The sequence below is a fragment of the Blautia faecis genome (assembly GCF_027662325.1).
GTDB lineage: Bacteria > Bacillota > Clostridia > Lachnospirales > Lachnospiraceae > Blautia_A > Blautia_A faecis.
Map to the genome: position 1 here is coordinate 34,486 of NZ_JAQDKY010000035.1, position 14,666 is coordinate 49,151.

Annotated in this window: 12 protein-coding genes and 1 tRNA gene; all 13 read left to right on the forward strand. The window is 43.1% G+C overall.

Annotated elements, in window-relative coordinates:
• Nucleotides 1–156: 156 nt before the first annotated feature.
• Nucleotides 157–1,305, forward strand: coding sequence for a sensor histidine kinase (locus tag PGQ38_RS14815; protein WP_270432447.1), 1,149 nt, complete (start codon nt 157–159; stop codon nt 1,303–1,305).
• The gene (locus tag PGQ38_RS14820) at nt 1,302–1,991 is read left to right on the forward strand and encodes a response regulator transcription factor (protein ID WP_118580859.1); all 690 of its coding nucleotides are present in this window, start codon (nt 1,302–1,304) and stop codon (nt 1,989–1,991) included. The genes PGQ38_RS14815 and PGQ38_RS14820 overlap by 4 nt, the downstream gene beginning before the upstream one ends.
• Before the next feature lie 27 nt (nt 1,992–2,018).
• Nucleotides 2,019–3,617 carry an aminotransferase class I/II-fold pyridoxal phosphate-dependent enzyme gene (locus PGQ38_RS14825; RefSeq protein ID WP_270432449.1) on the forward strand — a complete coding sequence of 533 codons (1,599 nt, stop codon included), beginning with the start codon at nt 2,019–2,021 and terminating at the stop codon, nt 3,615–3,617.
• 17 nt (nt 3,618–3,634) lie between these two features.
• The gene (locus PGQ38_RS14830) at nt 3,635–4,219 is read left to right on the forward strand and encodes a nucleoside/nucleotide kinase family protein (RefSeq protein ID WP_118580862.1); all 585 of its coding nucleotides are present in this window, start codon (nt 3,635–3,637) and stop codon (nt 4,217–4,219) included.
• A gap of 217 nt (nt 4,220–4,436) precedes the next feature.
• Complete coding sequence (gene holB, locus PGQ38_RS14835; protein WP_270432451.1) at nt 4,437–5,426, forward strand: DNA polymerase III subunit delta'; 990 nt, start codon at nt 4,437–4,439, stop codon at nt 5,424–5,426.
• A gap of 1 nt (nt 5,427) precedes the next feature.
• Nucleotides 5,428–6,327 (forward strand): PSP1 domain-containing protein, encoded by a 900-nt coding sequence (locus PGQ38_RS14840; RefSeq protein WP_118580868.1) that lies wholly within the window; start codon nt 5,428–5,430, stop codon nt 6,325–6,327.
• Complete coding sequence (locus tag PGQ38_RS14845; protein ID WP_195392124.1) at nt 6,320–7,060, forward strand: tRNA1(Val) (adenine(37)-N6)-methyltransferase; 741 nt, start codon at nt 6,320–6,322, stop codon at nt 7,058–7,060. The genes PGQ38_RS14840 and PGQ38_RS14845 overlap by 8 nt, the downstream gene beginning before the upstream one ends.
• A gap of 52 nt (nt 7,061–7,112) precedes the next feature.
• Entirely contained in the window at nt 7,113–7,958 is an 846-nt protein-coding gene (rsmI, locus tag PGQ38_RS14850) for a 16S rRNA (cytidine(1402)-2'-O)-methyltransferase (RefSeq protein WP_118580874.1), read from the forward strand.
• Between the two features lie 255 nt (nt 7,959–8,213).
• Entirely contained in the window at nt 8,214–10,136 is a 1,923-nt protein-coding gene (gyrB, locus tag PGQ38_RS14855) for a DNA topoisomerase (ATP-hydrolyzing) subunit B (RefSeq protein WP_148463034.1), read from the forward strand.
• A gap of 15 nt (nt 10,137–10,151) precedes the next feature.
• Nucleotides 10,152–12,704, forward strand: coding sequence for a DNA gyrase subunit A (gene gyrA, locus PGQ38_RS14860; RefSeq protein ID WP_173716663.1), 2,553 nt, complete (start codon nt 10,152–10,154; stop codon nt 12,702–12,704).
• A 15-nt stretch (nt 12,705–12,719) separates the two neighbouring features.
• Nucleotides 12,720–13,277: a hypothetical protein gene (locus tag PGQ38_RS14865; RefSeq protein WP_173716664.1), complete on the forward strand. Its 558-nt coding sequence runs from the start codon at nt 12,720–12,722 to the stop codon at nt 13,275–13,277.
• A 125-nt stretch (nt 13,278–13,402) separates the two neighbouring features.
• Nucleotides 13,403–14,119 (forward strand): lysophospholipid acyltransferase family protein, encoded by a 717-nt coding sequence (locus PGQ38_RS14870; RefSeq protein ID WP_195992757.1) that lies wholly within the window; start codon nt 13,403–13,405, stop codon nt 14,117–14,119.
• Between the two features lie 117 nt (nt 14,120–14,236).
• Nucleotides 14,237–14,324, forward strand: a tRNA-Ser gene (locus PGQ38_RS14875).
• Nucleotides 14,325–14,666 lie beyond the last annotated feature (342 nt).

Here is a 14,666-nt window from a genome sequence, read left to right on the forward strand (position 1 = left end):
TGAAAAACTGAATATTATAGAGCTATTTTTTATAGAAAATTAAGAGATGAAATCAGAGCTTTATGCTATAATCTATATAAATCCGGTGAAGCAGCTTCATACGACAGGGAAGCTGTTGAAAATTTCCGTAAAAAGAAGAAAAAGGATAGAACTGTTATGAAGCTAAAAACAAGAATTATTCTGGGATTCACCATGATCATTCTTATGCCTCTGCTTCTGTTTGCCGCCACTTTGTATGGATTCAGCCAGTCACAGGCGCAGAAAGCACAGGCAGTGACTGAGGGCGATGGAACAGTATATGATATTTCCATAACAGACTCAGCCGACAGTCAGGGCAGGGTACATGTAATGGCCAAGGATTTGTTTATCAGTGCGTTTGTAATCCTGATCTCCGTTGCTTTGGTAGTTGGTCTTTGGGTATATCGCAGCATTGCCGTTCCATTGGTTAAATTAAAAAAAGCGACGCAGAATATAAAAGAGGGCAACCTGGATTTCGTTCTGGATGTAGAAGGAAAAGACGAATTTTCTGAGCTCTGTCAGGATTTCGAGGAAATGCGCCGCCGTCTGAAAGAATCTACAGAAGAAAAAAGCCTTATAGAAAAAGAGAACAGAGAGCTGATCAGCAACATTTCCCATGATTTGAAAACTCCGATCACAGCAGTGAAAGGATATGTAGAGGGAATCATGGATGGAGTGGCAGACACCCCTGAGAAAATGGATCGCTATGTCCGCACCATCTACAACAAGACAAATGAGATGGATCATCTGATCAATGAGCTGACTTTTTATTCCAAAATCGATACCAACCGCATTCCTTACACCTTCAGCAAACTAAATGTGGAAGATTATTTTGAAGACTGTTCAGAAGAAGTTGGTCTGGAACTTGAGACCAGGGGAATTGAGCTGGTTTATGCCAACTACGTGGAAAAAGATGTTATGGTAATTGCCGATGGGGAGCAGATCCGCCGTGTTATCCATAACATTATCAGCAACGCTATCAAATATATGGACAAGCCTAAAGGAATCATTCAGATCCGAATCAAGGATGTGGGTGATTTTATCCAGATTGAGATTGAGGACAATGGAAAAGGTATTGGCCCGAAGGATCTGCCTTATATTTTCGACCGTTTTTACCGTACAGATGTTTCACGAAATTCTTCCAAAGGCGGAAGCGGAATCGGTCTTTCCATTGTAAAGAAAATTCTGGAGGACCATGGGGGAAAGGTATGGGCCACAAGCCGTCTTGGAATCGGCACGATCATGTATTTTGTACTTAGAAAATACCAGGAGGTACCAATGAAATGAGCAGAATTCTGATCATTGAAGATGAAGAAGCAATTGCAGAGCTTGAGAAAGACTATCTGGAGCTCTCAGGATTTGAAGTTATAATCTGCAACAGAGGCGATCTGGGGCTTAATATGGCATTGAAAGAAGATTTTGACCTGATTATTCTGGATCTGATGCTGCCGGAGATAGACGGGTTTGAAATCTGCCGCCAGGTAAGAGAAGCTAAGAATACTCCGATCATTATGGTTTCCGCGAAGAAAGATGATATTGACAAGATCCGCGGTCTTGGACTTGGGGCTGACGATTACATGACCAAGCCATTTAGCCCAAGCGAGCTTGTTGCCAGAGTAAAGGCACATATGGATCGCTATAACCGTCTGATCGGTTCCACCACGCAGAAGAACGACATTATTGAGATTCGTGGAATCAAGATCGACAAGACTGCCCGCCGCGTCTGGGTAAATGGCGAGGAGAAAACTTTTACCACCAAGGAATTTGATCTGCTCACATTCCTGGCCCAGAATCCAAACAGAGTTTTTACAAAGGAAGAGCTTTTCAGGGAAATCTGGGATATGGAATCGGTAGGTGATATTGCCACAGTTACGGTTCATATCAAGAAAATCCGTGAGAAAATTGAGTATAATAATGCCAAGCCGCAGTATATCGAGACCATCTGGGGCGTGGGATACAGATTTAAAGTGTGATAATTTCTGAGAAAATTGAGAGGTAAAATGAGAAGACTATATAAAGAATTGGAGAACTACGGCAAATCCGACTTTTATCCTTTCCATATGCCTGGTCACAAGCGGAATAAGGCGTGCATAGAGGGGGATTTTCCTATTGAACGTGATATTACAGAAATAGACGGATTCGACGATCTGCATCATTCTGAGGGAATTTTACTTGAAGCGCAGAATGCTTTATCCAGAATGTACGGCACAAGGAAAAGTTTTTTTAGTGTCAACGGAAGTACGGCAGGAATTCTTACTGCCATTTCCGCATCTGTGAAAAAGGGTGGACAGATTCTGGTGGCCAGAAATTGTCATAAGGCTGTTTACCACGCAATATACCTCCGGGAACTGGTTCCCACATATATTTATCCACAATCTGACAACGATTTGGGGATAAATGGTTCAATTTCCGTATCACGTGTGGAAAGATATCTTGAGGAAAATCCGAAAATCGAAGCGGTACTTATTACATCGCCTACTTATGATGGCGTGGTTTCAGATGTGCGCCAGATTGCGGAGGCTGCCCACAAACATGGAATTCCGCTGATCGTGGATGAAGCCCACGGTGCTCATTTCAGATTCTCTGACTATTTTCCTGTTTCAGCAACAGATCTGGGAGCAGATGTGGTGATCCAGAGCTTTCACAAAACATTGCCGGCCATGACCCAGACTGCAGTGCTTCATCTGTGCAGTGAACGTGTAAGTGAGAAGCTGATCCGCAGATTTCTTGGAATTTATGAGACCAGCAGTCCGTCTTATATACTTATGTCCAGTCTGGATGCCTGTGTAGCGAAGCTGGAAAAAGACAGCGGACGATTATTTGATGAATTTACGGAAAATCTGGAAGCCGCCCGCAGACAGCTTGGTCAGCGCAGGTATATACGTCTGTTACAGACACCGGAAGAGACTGGGGAAGAAAAGGACGAACAGGGCACAACAGAAATATTTGATTATGACCGCTCTAAGCTGATTCTGTCCACATTGCACAGCAGTTTAAATGGTCCGGAACTTGCGGGAATCCTTCGAAGAAAATATCATTTGGAAGTTGAGATGACTACAGAGAATTATGTGCTTGCGCTGGCAGCAGTTGGAGACACCAGGGAAGGATTCCGGAGGCTTTGCAAAGCTATAGAAGAAATCGACAGACAGGAAGCTGAACTGGCAGAGAAGAGCAGGAATATAACAGAGAAAATAGCTGTTGGAAATTCAGATTATGTACCGGAAGTGGAAAGGCAGAAGTGTGTTAAATGTAATTCTGAAGATTGTGAAAGATGTGAAAAAAAGGATACCCGCAGCGATGGCTTGCGAAATGAAAAATATGCCTGCAAGTGTGGTCCTATGAAGCAGCTTATGTCCATTTCCAGGGCAATGGATGCCCCATCCCAGCTTTGTCTTCTGGAAGAAAGTGCAGGGAAAATTGCCGCAGAATTTGTATATCTTTATCCGCCGGGGATTCCCATTATTGTTCCAGGCGAACAGATTACTGGACTTTTTACAAGGAATGTGAGAAGATATATGGAACAGGGACTGAATCTTCACGGTCTTTGCGGAGAAAATAACGAAACAATAAGCGTAGTAAAGGAGCAGGCAGAGGTGTAACCCCTGCCTGATACATTATGGGAAAAATATTTTACATTATGGGAAAAAGCGCATCTGGTAAGGATCATATATATGCCAGGCTGGCAGCACATGAGGGATTGGGACTTAAGAAGCTGGTTCTTTATACTACCCGCCCAATCCGTGCAGAGGAAGAGAATGGTAAACAGTACTATTTCGTGGATGATAAAAAGCTGGAAGAATTTCGAAGCAGCGGAAATCTGATCGAGGCCAGAGCTTATCATACAGTACATGGAATCTGGAACTATTTTACAGCAGATGACGGTCAGGTGGATTTGGAAAATGCTGACTATCTGGGAATCGGTACACTTGAATCTTATGTGAAAATGAGAGAATACTATGGAAAAGAGAATGTTTGTCCTGTTTATATCGAAGTGGAGGACGGAGAGCGTCTTGCAAGAGCATTGAAAAGAGAGCGTGGTCAGGAGATACCCCGCTATGAGGAAATGTGCAGAAGATTTCTTGCAGATCAGGAGGATTTTTCCGAAGAAAAAATTGCTGCTGCCGGGATTACGAGAAAATTCCAGAATGTTGATCTGGAGGAATGTGTAGAAGAAATTGCTGAATATATTAGACAGGCATAATGTGCATCGCGAAGCGCGTTACTGGTCACGGAGTGAACAGTAACACATTTTTTGTTGATAAGTGAATAAATTCACAAAAAACTATAGCATGATTTTGTCGTACATGATAGAATTAAAGGGTAAATACATTTAGAGTGTATTTGTACAAAATAAGCTATGCAGGGGTGCTGACCGCAGCCTTTGACAATAGCGAAAATGATAGGGTGAGGTGATTCCGATGTTAGGGTTTAACGACATTATAGGACATGAAGAGATAATCAGACATTTGAAGAATGCCATACAGACAGAGAAAGTGTCCCATTCGTATATTTTTACAGGTGACCCTGGTTCTGGAAAGAAATTGCTGGCAGGAACCTATGCGATGACATTGCAGTGTGAAGAGGGCGGTACGGAGCCTTGCGGACATTGTGATTCCTGCAAGAAGGCAATCGGTAAGAATCACCCGGATATCATTATGGTGACCCATGAGAAGCCAAATGTGATTACAATTGACGAAATCAGGGAACAGATTATCAATGATGTGGATATTAAGCCATACTGCAGCCCATACAAGATTTATATTGTGGCAAATGCAGAGCTGATGAATCCCCAGGCACAGAATGCTCTTCTGAAGACCATTGAAGAGCCGCCGGAATATGCAGTTATCATGCTTCTCACAAGCAATATTGATGCTCTGCTGCCGACCATTCGTTCCAGATGTGTACGTCTGGATCTGAAGGTTGTAGATGACGGTCTGGTAAAGAAGTACCTGATGGAGCATCTCCATATACCGGATTATCAGGCTGAGATCGATGCTTCCTATGCTCATGGCAGTATTGGCAGAGCGAAAAAGGTAGCTACTTCCCAGGAGTTTGCAGATATGACCCAGAATGCACTCCGCATCCTGAAGAATGCAGACGGAATGGAAGTATATGAGCTTACAGAAGCAATCAAGGAGCTTTCCAATGACAAGCAGAACATCAGTGACTATCTGGATCTTTTCCAGTTCTGGTTCCGTGATGTACTGATGTTTAAGGCTACACGGGAAGTTGATAATCTTGTATTTAAGCAGGAAATAAATTATATAAGGGAACAGGCAAGCCAGCGTTCCTATGAGAACCTGGAGAAGATTCTGGATGCACTGGAGAAAACAAAAGTACGTCTTCGTGCCAATGTAAATACAGAACTTGCTCTTGAGCTTCTGTTCCTTACAATCAGGGAGAAATAGAATGGCAAAAGTAGTAGGCGTAAGATTTCGGAATGTAGGTAAGATCTATTACTTCAATCCGAAGAACTATAAAGTGAAACCGGGCGATCATGTAATTGTGGAGACTGCCCGCGGTGTTGAGTATGGAAAGGTGGTGCTTGCACCTAAGGATGTGGTGGATGACCAGGTGGTACATCCTTTGAAGGAAGTGCTTCGTGTGGCTACCAAAGACGATGATGAAAGAGAGAAGTATAACAGGGAGCGTGAGAGGGACGCTTTCAAGATCTGCCAGAAGAAGATTCGCGAGCATGGACTTGAGATGAAGCTGATTGACGCAGAGTATACTTTTGATAACAATAAAGTGTTGTTTTACTTTACAGCAGACGGCAGAATTGATTTTCGCCAGCTGGTAAAGGATCTTGCATCTATTTTTAAGACAAGAATTGAACTTCGCCAGATTGGTGTAAGAGATGAAACAAAAATTCTTGGAGGAATCGGTATCTGCGGCAGATGTCTCTGCTGTCATACTTATCTTTCCGAGTTTGCACCTGTATCCATCCGAATGGCCAAGGAACAGAATCTCTCTCTGAACCAGACGAAGATTTCAGGTGTATGCGGAAGACTGATGTGCTGTCTGAAGAATGAGCAGGAGACCTATGAGGAGCTGAATCGCAGACTTCCGGGAATCGGAGATACGGTAACTACTCCAGACGGAATCCAGGGCAATGTACAGAGTGTAAATGTACTCCGCCAGCTTGTAAAGGTAGTAGTAGAAATTGGTGATGAGAAAGAAATTCAGGAATTCCCTGTAGGCGAACTGAAATTCCGTTCCAGAAAAAAGAAAGTAAAAGTCTCTGAACAGGAATTAAAGGAACTGAAGGATCTTGAAGATAAAAAGGGAGATTCCAAATTAGATGATTAATGATCTTGTGAAGGAGAATGAGCGGGTAGATGATCTGCAGAATGGCTATTATATCATTCAGGATCCCCGGAAATTCTGCTTCGGTATGGACGCTGTTCTTTTATCTGGGTTTGCCAGAGTGAAGAAGGGAGAGAAGGTTCTCGATATGGGAACGGGAACTGGTATTATTCCGGTACTCCTTGCTTCCAAGACTGTGGGAGAGCATTTCACAGGTCTGGAAATCCAGGAAGAGTGTGCTGAAATGGCAGCAAGAAGTGTGAAATACAATAACCTGGAGGACAGGGTCAGTATCAGACAAGGTGATATTAAGGAGGCTGTCAGTATTTTCGGGGCAGCTTCTTTTCATGTTGTCACCTGCAATCCGCCCTATATGATCGGGCAGCATGGACTGACCAATCCGCATATGCCAAAGGCAATCGCCCGACATGAGATCCTTTGTACTCTTGAGGATGTGGTAAGCCAGGCTTCGAAGCTTCTTGGAGACAGAGGACGTTTTTACATGGTACACAGACCGTTCAGACTGACAGAAATTATGCAGGTTTTGACGAAATATAAGCTGGAGCCTAAGCGTATGCAGCTTGTTTATCCATACATTGACAGGGAGCCTAATATGGTGCTCATAGAAGCCCTGAAAGGCGGCAATTCCCGGATTACTGTGGAAAGACCGCTGATCGTGTATGAGAAGCCGGGAGTCTATACAAAGGACATTCTGGAAATGTACGATATGATTTAAAAAGATCGCAAATAAAAAATGAAAAACAGATGATTGCAGAAGGGAGAAAAATATGAGTGGTAAATTATATCTATGTGCCACGCCAATCGGAAATCTGGAGGATATTACGCTTCGCGTGCTCCGTGTTCTGAAGGAAGTGGATCTGATCGCTGCGGAAGACACCCGCAACAGTATCAAGCTTCTCAATCATTTTGACATAAAAACTCCAATGACCAGTTACCATGAGTACAACAAAGTGGAGAAAGCCTACACCCTCATTGAGAAAATGCAGGAGGGTCTGAATGTGGCTCTGATCACAGATGCGGGAACACCTGGAATTTCTGACCCAGGGGAAGTATTGGCTGCTATGTGTTACGATGCCGGAATTGAAGTAACTTCGCTTCCAGGCCCGGCAGCATGCATCACGGCTCTTACCCTGTCCGGACTTTCCACCCGCAGATTTGCATTCGAGGCCTTTTTACCTCCGGATAAAAAAGAGAGGAAAGCCATTCTGGAAGAGTTGAAAAACGAAACCCGCACCATCATCCTTTATGAGGCACCCCATCACTTGGTTGGTACCCTGCAGGAATTGTACCAGGCTCTTGGAAACCGCAGAATGACTCTTTGCCGTGAGCTTACCAAGAAGTATGAAACGGCATTTCGGACAACAATCGAAGATCTGATTGCTTTTTACAAAGATCAGAAGCCCCTTGGAGAGTGTGTCCTGGTGATCGAGGGCAGAAGCCGAAAGGAAATGGAACAGGAGTCACAGGAATCCTGGAGAGACATCTCCATTGAGGAACATATGGCGATTTATGAGAATCAGGGGATCGCACGCAAAGAGGCAATGAAGATGGTTGCAAAGGATCGAGGTGTGACAAAAAGAGATATTTACCAGGCGCTTTTGCTGCAAAAATAGAGAAGAAACTGTTCTGGCAGGTGTTATTCCTGACAAGCAGACATATAGGGGGAGATAAGGCGTATTTTTGACGGATATCCGTTGAAAATACGCCGTTTTTTTTACATCTTGAAATGGCTTTTAACTGGCAAAAACGGGGATTTTGTGCTATAATAAATCTGTATTTTTATGCGCAAAAACAGGAATGAGATCTGGCAGCAGAAATGAGCCGTAAATTCCTGTAACTTTTTAATAGATCATAACAGGAGGAATATCATGGGCGAAACAAATACAGAATACGGAGCGGACCAAATCCAGATTCTGGAGGGTCTGGAAGCCGTACGTAAGAGACCTGGTATGTACATTGGAAGTACATCCAGCCGTGGTCTCCATCATCTTGTATACGAAATCGTGGACAATGCCGTAGATGAGGCACTGGCTGGTTACTGTACAGAAATAAATGTAGCGATCAATCCTGATAACTCCATCACAGTTGTAGACAATGGACGAGGCATTCCGGTAGGAATCAATCATAAAGCCGGCATTCCAGCTGTAGAGGTGGTATTTACCATTCTTCATGCCGGCGGTAAGTTTGGCGGTGGAGGATACAAGGTATCAGGAGGTCTTCACGGAGTAGGTGCATCCGTTGTTAATGCACTTTCTGAATGGCTTGAAGTATCAATCTGCAGAGATGGAAAGAGATATGAGCAGCGTTACGAGCGTGGTAAGACAATGTATCCGCTTAAGGAAGTTGGAGAATGTGGTGATTCTACCGGAACTACTGTTACTTTTCTCCCGGACAAGCAGATATTCGAGGAGACTGTATACGATTACGATATCCTGAAACAGCGTCTCCGTGAAATGGCTTTTCTTACCAAAGGTCTGAAGATCATTCTTACTGACAAGCGGGAAGGTATGGAAAGGGAGAAAACTTTCCACTATGAAGGTGGTATCCGTGAATTTGTAACTTATCTGAACAGAAGTAAAGAAGCTCTTTATCCGGAGATCATTTACTGCGAGGGTGAGAAGGACGGTGTGGCGGTTGAAGTTGCCATGCAGCACAATGATTCTTATACAGAGAATACTTACGGATTTGTAAACAATATTAATACTCCTGAAGGCGGTACCCATATTACTGGTTTCAGAAATGCCATTACAAACACATTTAACGATTACGCCAGAAAGAATAAGCTTCTCAAGGACAGCGAGCCAAACCTTTCCGGTGATGATATCCGAGAAGGCCTGACAGCTATTGTCAGCGTTAAAATTGGCAATCCGCAGTTTGAAGGCCAGACGAAGCAGAAACTTGGCAACAGTGAGGCCAGAGGAGCTGTGGACAGTGTTGTAAGCAAACAGCTTGAGATTTTTCTGGAACAGAATCCTGCTGTAGCCAAGGCGACCGTAGAGAAGTCTGTACTTGCCCAGAGAGCCAGAGAGGCAGCGCGTAAGGCACGAGATCTTACAAGAAGGAAGTCTGCCCTTGACAGTATGTCCCTTCCAGGCAAGCTTGCCGATTGCTCGGACAAGAATCCGGAAAATTGCGAAATCTATATCGTAGAGGGAGATTCTGCGGGTGGTTCTGCGAAGACAGCACGTAACCGTGCTACACAGGCTATTCTTCCTCTTCGTGGAAAAATCCTGAACGTAGAGAAAGCCCGTCTGGACAAGATTTATGCAAACAAAGAGATCAAGGCTATGATCACAGCCTTTGGCACTGGTATTCATGATGATTTCGATATTTCCAAACTGAGATATCACAAGATCATCATTATGACTGATGCCGATGTTGACGGTGCCCACATTGCCACACTGCTTCTTACATTCCTGTACAGATTTATGCCGGAACTGATCAAGCAGGGCTATGTATATCTGGCACAGCCGCCGCTGTACAAGATCGAGAAGAACAAGAAGGTATGGTACGCTTATGATGACGATGAGCTGAACGCCATCCTTACAGAGATAGGACGAGACTCCAACAATAAGATCCAGCGTTACAAAGGTCTGGGAGAGATGGATGCAGAGCAGCTTTGGGAAACTACCATGGATCCGGAGAAGCGTATTCTTCTCCGCGTTACAATGGATGAGGCAGCTACCTCCGAAATTGACCTTGTATTTACCACACTTATGGGTGACAAGGTAGAACCAAGACGTGAATTTATCGAAGAGAATGCACGCTTTGTAAAGAATCTGGATATCTAGGGGAGATAGAACAATATGGATGACAAGATTTTTGACCAGGTCCATGATGTGGATCTGGAGAAAACCATGAAAGAATCTTACATCGAATATGCTATGAGCGTTATTGCTTCAAGAGCGCTTCCTGATGTAAGAGATGGTTTGAAACCGGTACAGCGTAGAGTGCTGTATTCTATGATCGAATTGAACAACGGTCCGGATAAGCCACATCGTAAATGTGCCCGTATCGTTGGTGATACCATGGGTAAGTATCATCCTCATGGTGACAGCTCTATTTACGGAGCACTTGTAAATATGGCACAGGACTGGTCTTTCCGCTATACTCTTGTTGACGGACATGGAAACTTCGGTTCTGTGGACGGCGACGGCGCAGCTGCCATGCGATACACTGAGGCCCGCCTGAGCAAAATTTCCATGGAGATGCTTGCTGACATTAATAAAGATACTGTAGACTTCCAGCCAAACTTTGATGAAACTGAGAGAGAGCCAAAGGTGCTTCCTTCCAGGTTCCCGAACCTGCTGGTCAATGGTACTACAGGTATTGCTGTTGGTATGGCTACCAATATTCCGCCTCACAATCTTCGTGAGGTTATTAATGCTGTTGTAAAAATTATTGACAATACCATCGAGGAGCAGAGAGAAACCACAATTGAAGAGCTTCTTGACGTTGTAAAAGGTCCGGATTTCCCTACAGGAGCTACTATTCTCGGAAGAAGGGGAATCGAGGAGGCATACCGCACAGGCCGCGGAAAGATCCGTGTACGTGCAGTATCAAATATTGAGACCTTACCAAATGGAAAATCACGTATTATCGTTACGGAGCTTCCCTATCTGGTAAATAAAGCCCGGCTGATCGAGAAGATCGCAGAGCTTGTCCGTGATAAAAAGATTGATGGAATTACTGACCTGAATGATCATTCCAGCCGTGAGGGAATGCGTATTTGTATTGACCTGCGTAAAGATGCCAATGCAAATGTTGTTCTGAATCAGCTGTACAAGCATACCCAGCTGCAAGATACTTTTGGCGTTATTATGCTTTGCGTGGTACCTCAGGGCGACAGCCTTGTACCAAAGGTACTGAATCTGAAAGAACTTCTGGAGCATTATCTGGCTCATCAGGAGGACGTTGTTACCAGAAGAACCAAATATGATCTGAATAAAGCACAGGAACGTGCCCACATTTTGGAAGGCTTGCTGAAAGCCCTGGATAATATCGACGAAGTTATCAGAATCATTCGTGCTGCCCGCAATGTTCAGATTGCGAAGCAGGAATTGATGGACAGATTTGAACTGACGGATGTGCAGGCTCAGGCTATTGTAGATATGCGTCTGAGAGCTCTCACCGGTTTGGAAAGAGAGAAGCTGGAAGCAGAATATGCAGAATTAGAAGAGAAGATCCGCAAATTCCTGGCAATTCTTGCAGACAGAAATCTCCTTCTTCGTGTTGTAAGGGAAGAAATCCTCGCAATCGCTGACAAATACGGCGATGAGAGAAGAACTGCCATCGGATATGATGTCTATGATCTTTCCACAGAAGATCTGATTCCAAGGGAAAATACGGTCATTACTATGACAAAACTTGGTTATATCAAGAGAATGACTGTAGATAATTTCCGCAGCCAGAACAGAGGCGGACGTGGAATCAAGGGAATGCAGACCATAGATGACGATTATATCGAAGAACTGCTTATGACTACTACTCACCATTATCTGATGTTCTTTACCAATACAGGACGTGTATACAGACTAAAAGCATACGAGATCCCTGAGGCAGGAAGAACTGCAAGAGGTACTGCAATTGTCAATCTTCTGCAGCTTATGCCAGGTGAGCGCATTACATCTGTTATTCCTATGCGTAAATTCGAAGAAGGCAAGTATCTGGTTATGGCAACTAAGGCTGGTCTTGTGAAGAAGACACCTATGGAAGAATATGCAAATGTACGTAAGACAGGTCTTGTGGCAATCACACTTCGTGATGATGATGAGCTTATTGAAGTTAAGGCTACAGACGATACAAAAGATATTATGCTTGTGACGAAAGACGGTATGTGCATCCGTTTCAAGGAGACTGATGTAAGAAGTACCGGAAGAAGCTCCATGGGTGTTCGGGGTATGAATCTTGATCCTGGAGATGAGGTTGTGGCAATGCAGCTGAATTCTCAGGGAGATTACCTGCTTGTAGTATCTGAAAATGGTATGGGCAAACGTACAGCTATGAGTGAATTTACCTGCCAGAACCGTGGAGGTAAGGGTGTGAAGTGTTACAAGATCACCGAGAAAACCGGTAATGTGATTGGTGCTAAAGCTGTCAATGAAGAAAACGAGATTATGATGATCACTACAGAAGGAATCATTATTCGTATTACCTGTGCTGGAATTTCTATTCTTGGAAGAATCACTTCCGGAGTGAAGCTGATCAATCTGGATGAGGGTGTAACAGTGGCAAGTCTTGCCAAGGTTCGCGAGAAAGCAGAGGGAAATACGGAGAACGGCAGCAGTGAGGAGCCGACTGAGGAGACTGAGGAAGTTTTTGAAGAAGAGGATTCACAGGATACAAATGATGCAGAATAAAGGAATCTGTGAAGTATGAAAAAAAGAACCAGAATTTTAATCCTGGGTATTGCCATGATGTTTATCATGGCAATGTCCGGATGCGGCGTAAATCATAAATCGCCGGAGGGAGTAGTGGAAGCCCTCATAAAGAATTATGTAAGCGGAAGTGAGAAGAAGGTGAAGCAGTGTTATTCTCAGGAAAAGGATACCAATGAACTTCTGCAGAATGAGATTGATGCTACTTTGAAATATTTTGCTGCTCATAATCCAACAAAAGTAAAGGTGGAACAGTGCGATATTCTTTCCGAAAACGGTGACTATACTTACGTGTACATTATTTACAATCTGGTATTGGAAAATGACCAGGAGTATCCATGCGTAGGAACCTATATGACGGAGAAAAAAGATGGTAAATACTATGTAATGTCACCTTCCGAGATCACAGATGATCTGCGGAATCAGGCTGCGGATGACTATGCCAAGTTTATGACTGCAGATTCTTATAAGACTTATACGAAAGCATACAATGTATTTATCAAAAAGAACCCGGGGTATGAGGAGAAAATTGCAAATAAGCTGGATGCAGAGTAGAAGGGAGGCTGCTGCAGGATGATTGAATCTTGCAGTGGCCCTTTTTCATATCGTGATCTGATATGAAACCGAAAAAATATTTTTATCTCACTGAGGAGTTTTGCATAGAGGAAAGGAGCTTGGAAATGAAAAGAATCATTGTAATGGTACTGAAGAATATTATATTCGTACCATATTATTGGATTATGCTGAACTGGTATGCTGCGCATGTGGATAAATACACAGAGGAACAGCGTTATGCCATGTTGAAAAAAATTGACCATGCAGCTAATCGTGGAGGAAATCTTCATATAGATGGCCATGGAGTAGAAAATATACCTTCGCAAAATGGATTTATGTTTTATCCGAATCACCAGGGATTGTATGACGTGCTTGCCATAATGGAGGTCTGCCCGGTACCTTTTTCAGTAGTTGCAAAGAAGGAAGTTGGAAATGTACCGTTTTTGAAGCAGGTATTTTCATGTATGAAGGCATTTTTGATTGACAGGGAAGATATTAAACAATCTATGCAGGTGATCATTAATGTAACGAAAGAAGTAAAAGCAGGAAGAAATTATCTTATTTTTGCAGAAGGGACCAGAAGCAAAAATGGAAACCATCCTCAGGAATTTAAAGGCGGAAGTTTTAAGGCTGCCATGAAAGCAAAATGTCCGATTGTACCGGTTGCATTGATTGATTCTTATAAAGCATTTGATACCGGTTCTGCAAAAATGCTGAATGTTCAAGTGCATTTTCTGAAGCCCGTGGAATATGAAGAATATAAAGATATGAAATCAACTGAGATTGCCGCAGAGGTAAAAAGAAGAATTGAAGAGACTATCCGGGCAAATGAAAATAAATAAAAAATAAAAAACTTAAAAAAGATGTTGACAAGAAGTGATCTTTTAAGTATAATAACAAATGCGCTACGAAAGATGCGCAACTCCACAATTTAACATTGGTTAAGTAGTTCGGAGACTGGAGAAGTACTCAAGAGGCCGAAGAGGTGCCCCTGCTAAGGGTATAGGTCGTTAACGCGGCGCGAGGGTTCAAATCCCTCCTTCTCCGCTTTTGATTTTTTAAAATTTTAAATTTAAAAAATCAAAAAAGTGGTTGACAAAGCTTTCTACTTGTGGTAAAGTAGACAAGTCGTCAATAAAGACAAAAAACTTCATCAAAAAAGTTTTGAAAAAAACTTAAAAAAGTTCTTGACAAACAAAAAGAGATGAGGTAAAATAAAAAAGCTGTCGCAAAGAAATGACAGCGGAACAACCTTGATAACTAAACAGTGAAACACATACGATTCTCGAAAATTCTTAACGAATCATCATTCAAATGAATGAACTTTTTATAACAGTAATGACGAGAGATAACTAAGCTAGTTGGTTGTCTTGAGTACATCAAACACTT

What these genes read in the sequence shown, in the direction of transcription:
- PGQ38_RS14815 (WP_270432447.1), top strand. Translation starts at nt 157, where the DNA reads ATGAAGCTAAAAACAAGAATTATTCTGGGATTCACCATGATCATTCTT.
- PGQ38_RS14820 (WP_118580859.1), top strand. Translation starts at nt 1,302, where the DNA reads ATGAGCAGAATTCTGATCATTGAAGATGAAGAAGCAATTGCAGAGCTT.
- PGQ38_RS14825 (WP_270432449.1), top strand. Translation starts at nt 2,019, where the DNA reads ATGAGAAGACTATATAAAGAATTGGAGAACTACGGCAAATCCGACTTT.
- PGQ38_RS14830 (WP_118580862.1), top strand. Translation starts at nt 3,635, where the DNA reads ATGGGAAAAATATTTTACATTATGGGAAAAAGCGCATCTGGTAAGGAT.
- holB (WP_270432451.1), top strand. Translation starts at nt 4,437, where the DNA reads ATGTTAGGGTTTAACGACATTATAGGACATGAAGAGATAATCAGACAT.
- PGQ38_RS14840 (WP_118580868.1), top strand. Translation starts at nt 5,428, where the DNA reads ATGGCAAAAGTAGTAGGCGTAAGATTTCGGAATGTAGGTAAGATCTAT.
- PGQ38_RS14845 (WP_195392124.1), top strand. Translation starts at nt 6,320, where the DNA reads ATGATTAATGATCTTGTGAAGGAGAATGAGCGGGTAGATGATCTGCAG.
- rsmI (WP_118580874.1), top strand. Translation starts at nt 7,113, where the DNA reads ATGAGTGGTAAATTATATCTATGTGCCACGCCAATCGGAAATCTGGAG.
- gyrB (WP_148463034.1), top strand. Translation starts at nt 8,214, where the DNA reads ATGGGCGAAACAAATACAGAATACGGAGCGGACCAAATCCAGATTCTG.
- gyrA (WP_173716663.1), top strand. Translation starts at nt 10,152, where the DNA reads ATGGATGACAAGATTTTTGACCAGGTCCATGATGTGGATCTGGAGAAA.
- PGQ38_RS14865 (WP_173716664.1), top strand. Translation starts at nt 12,720, where the DNA reads ATGAAAAAAAGAACCAGAATTTTAATCCTGGGTATTGCCATGATGTTT.
- PGQ38_RS14870 (WP_195992757.1), top strand. Translation starts at nt 13,403, where the DNA reads ATGAAAAGAATCATTGTAATGGTACTGAAGAATATTATATTCGTACCA.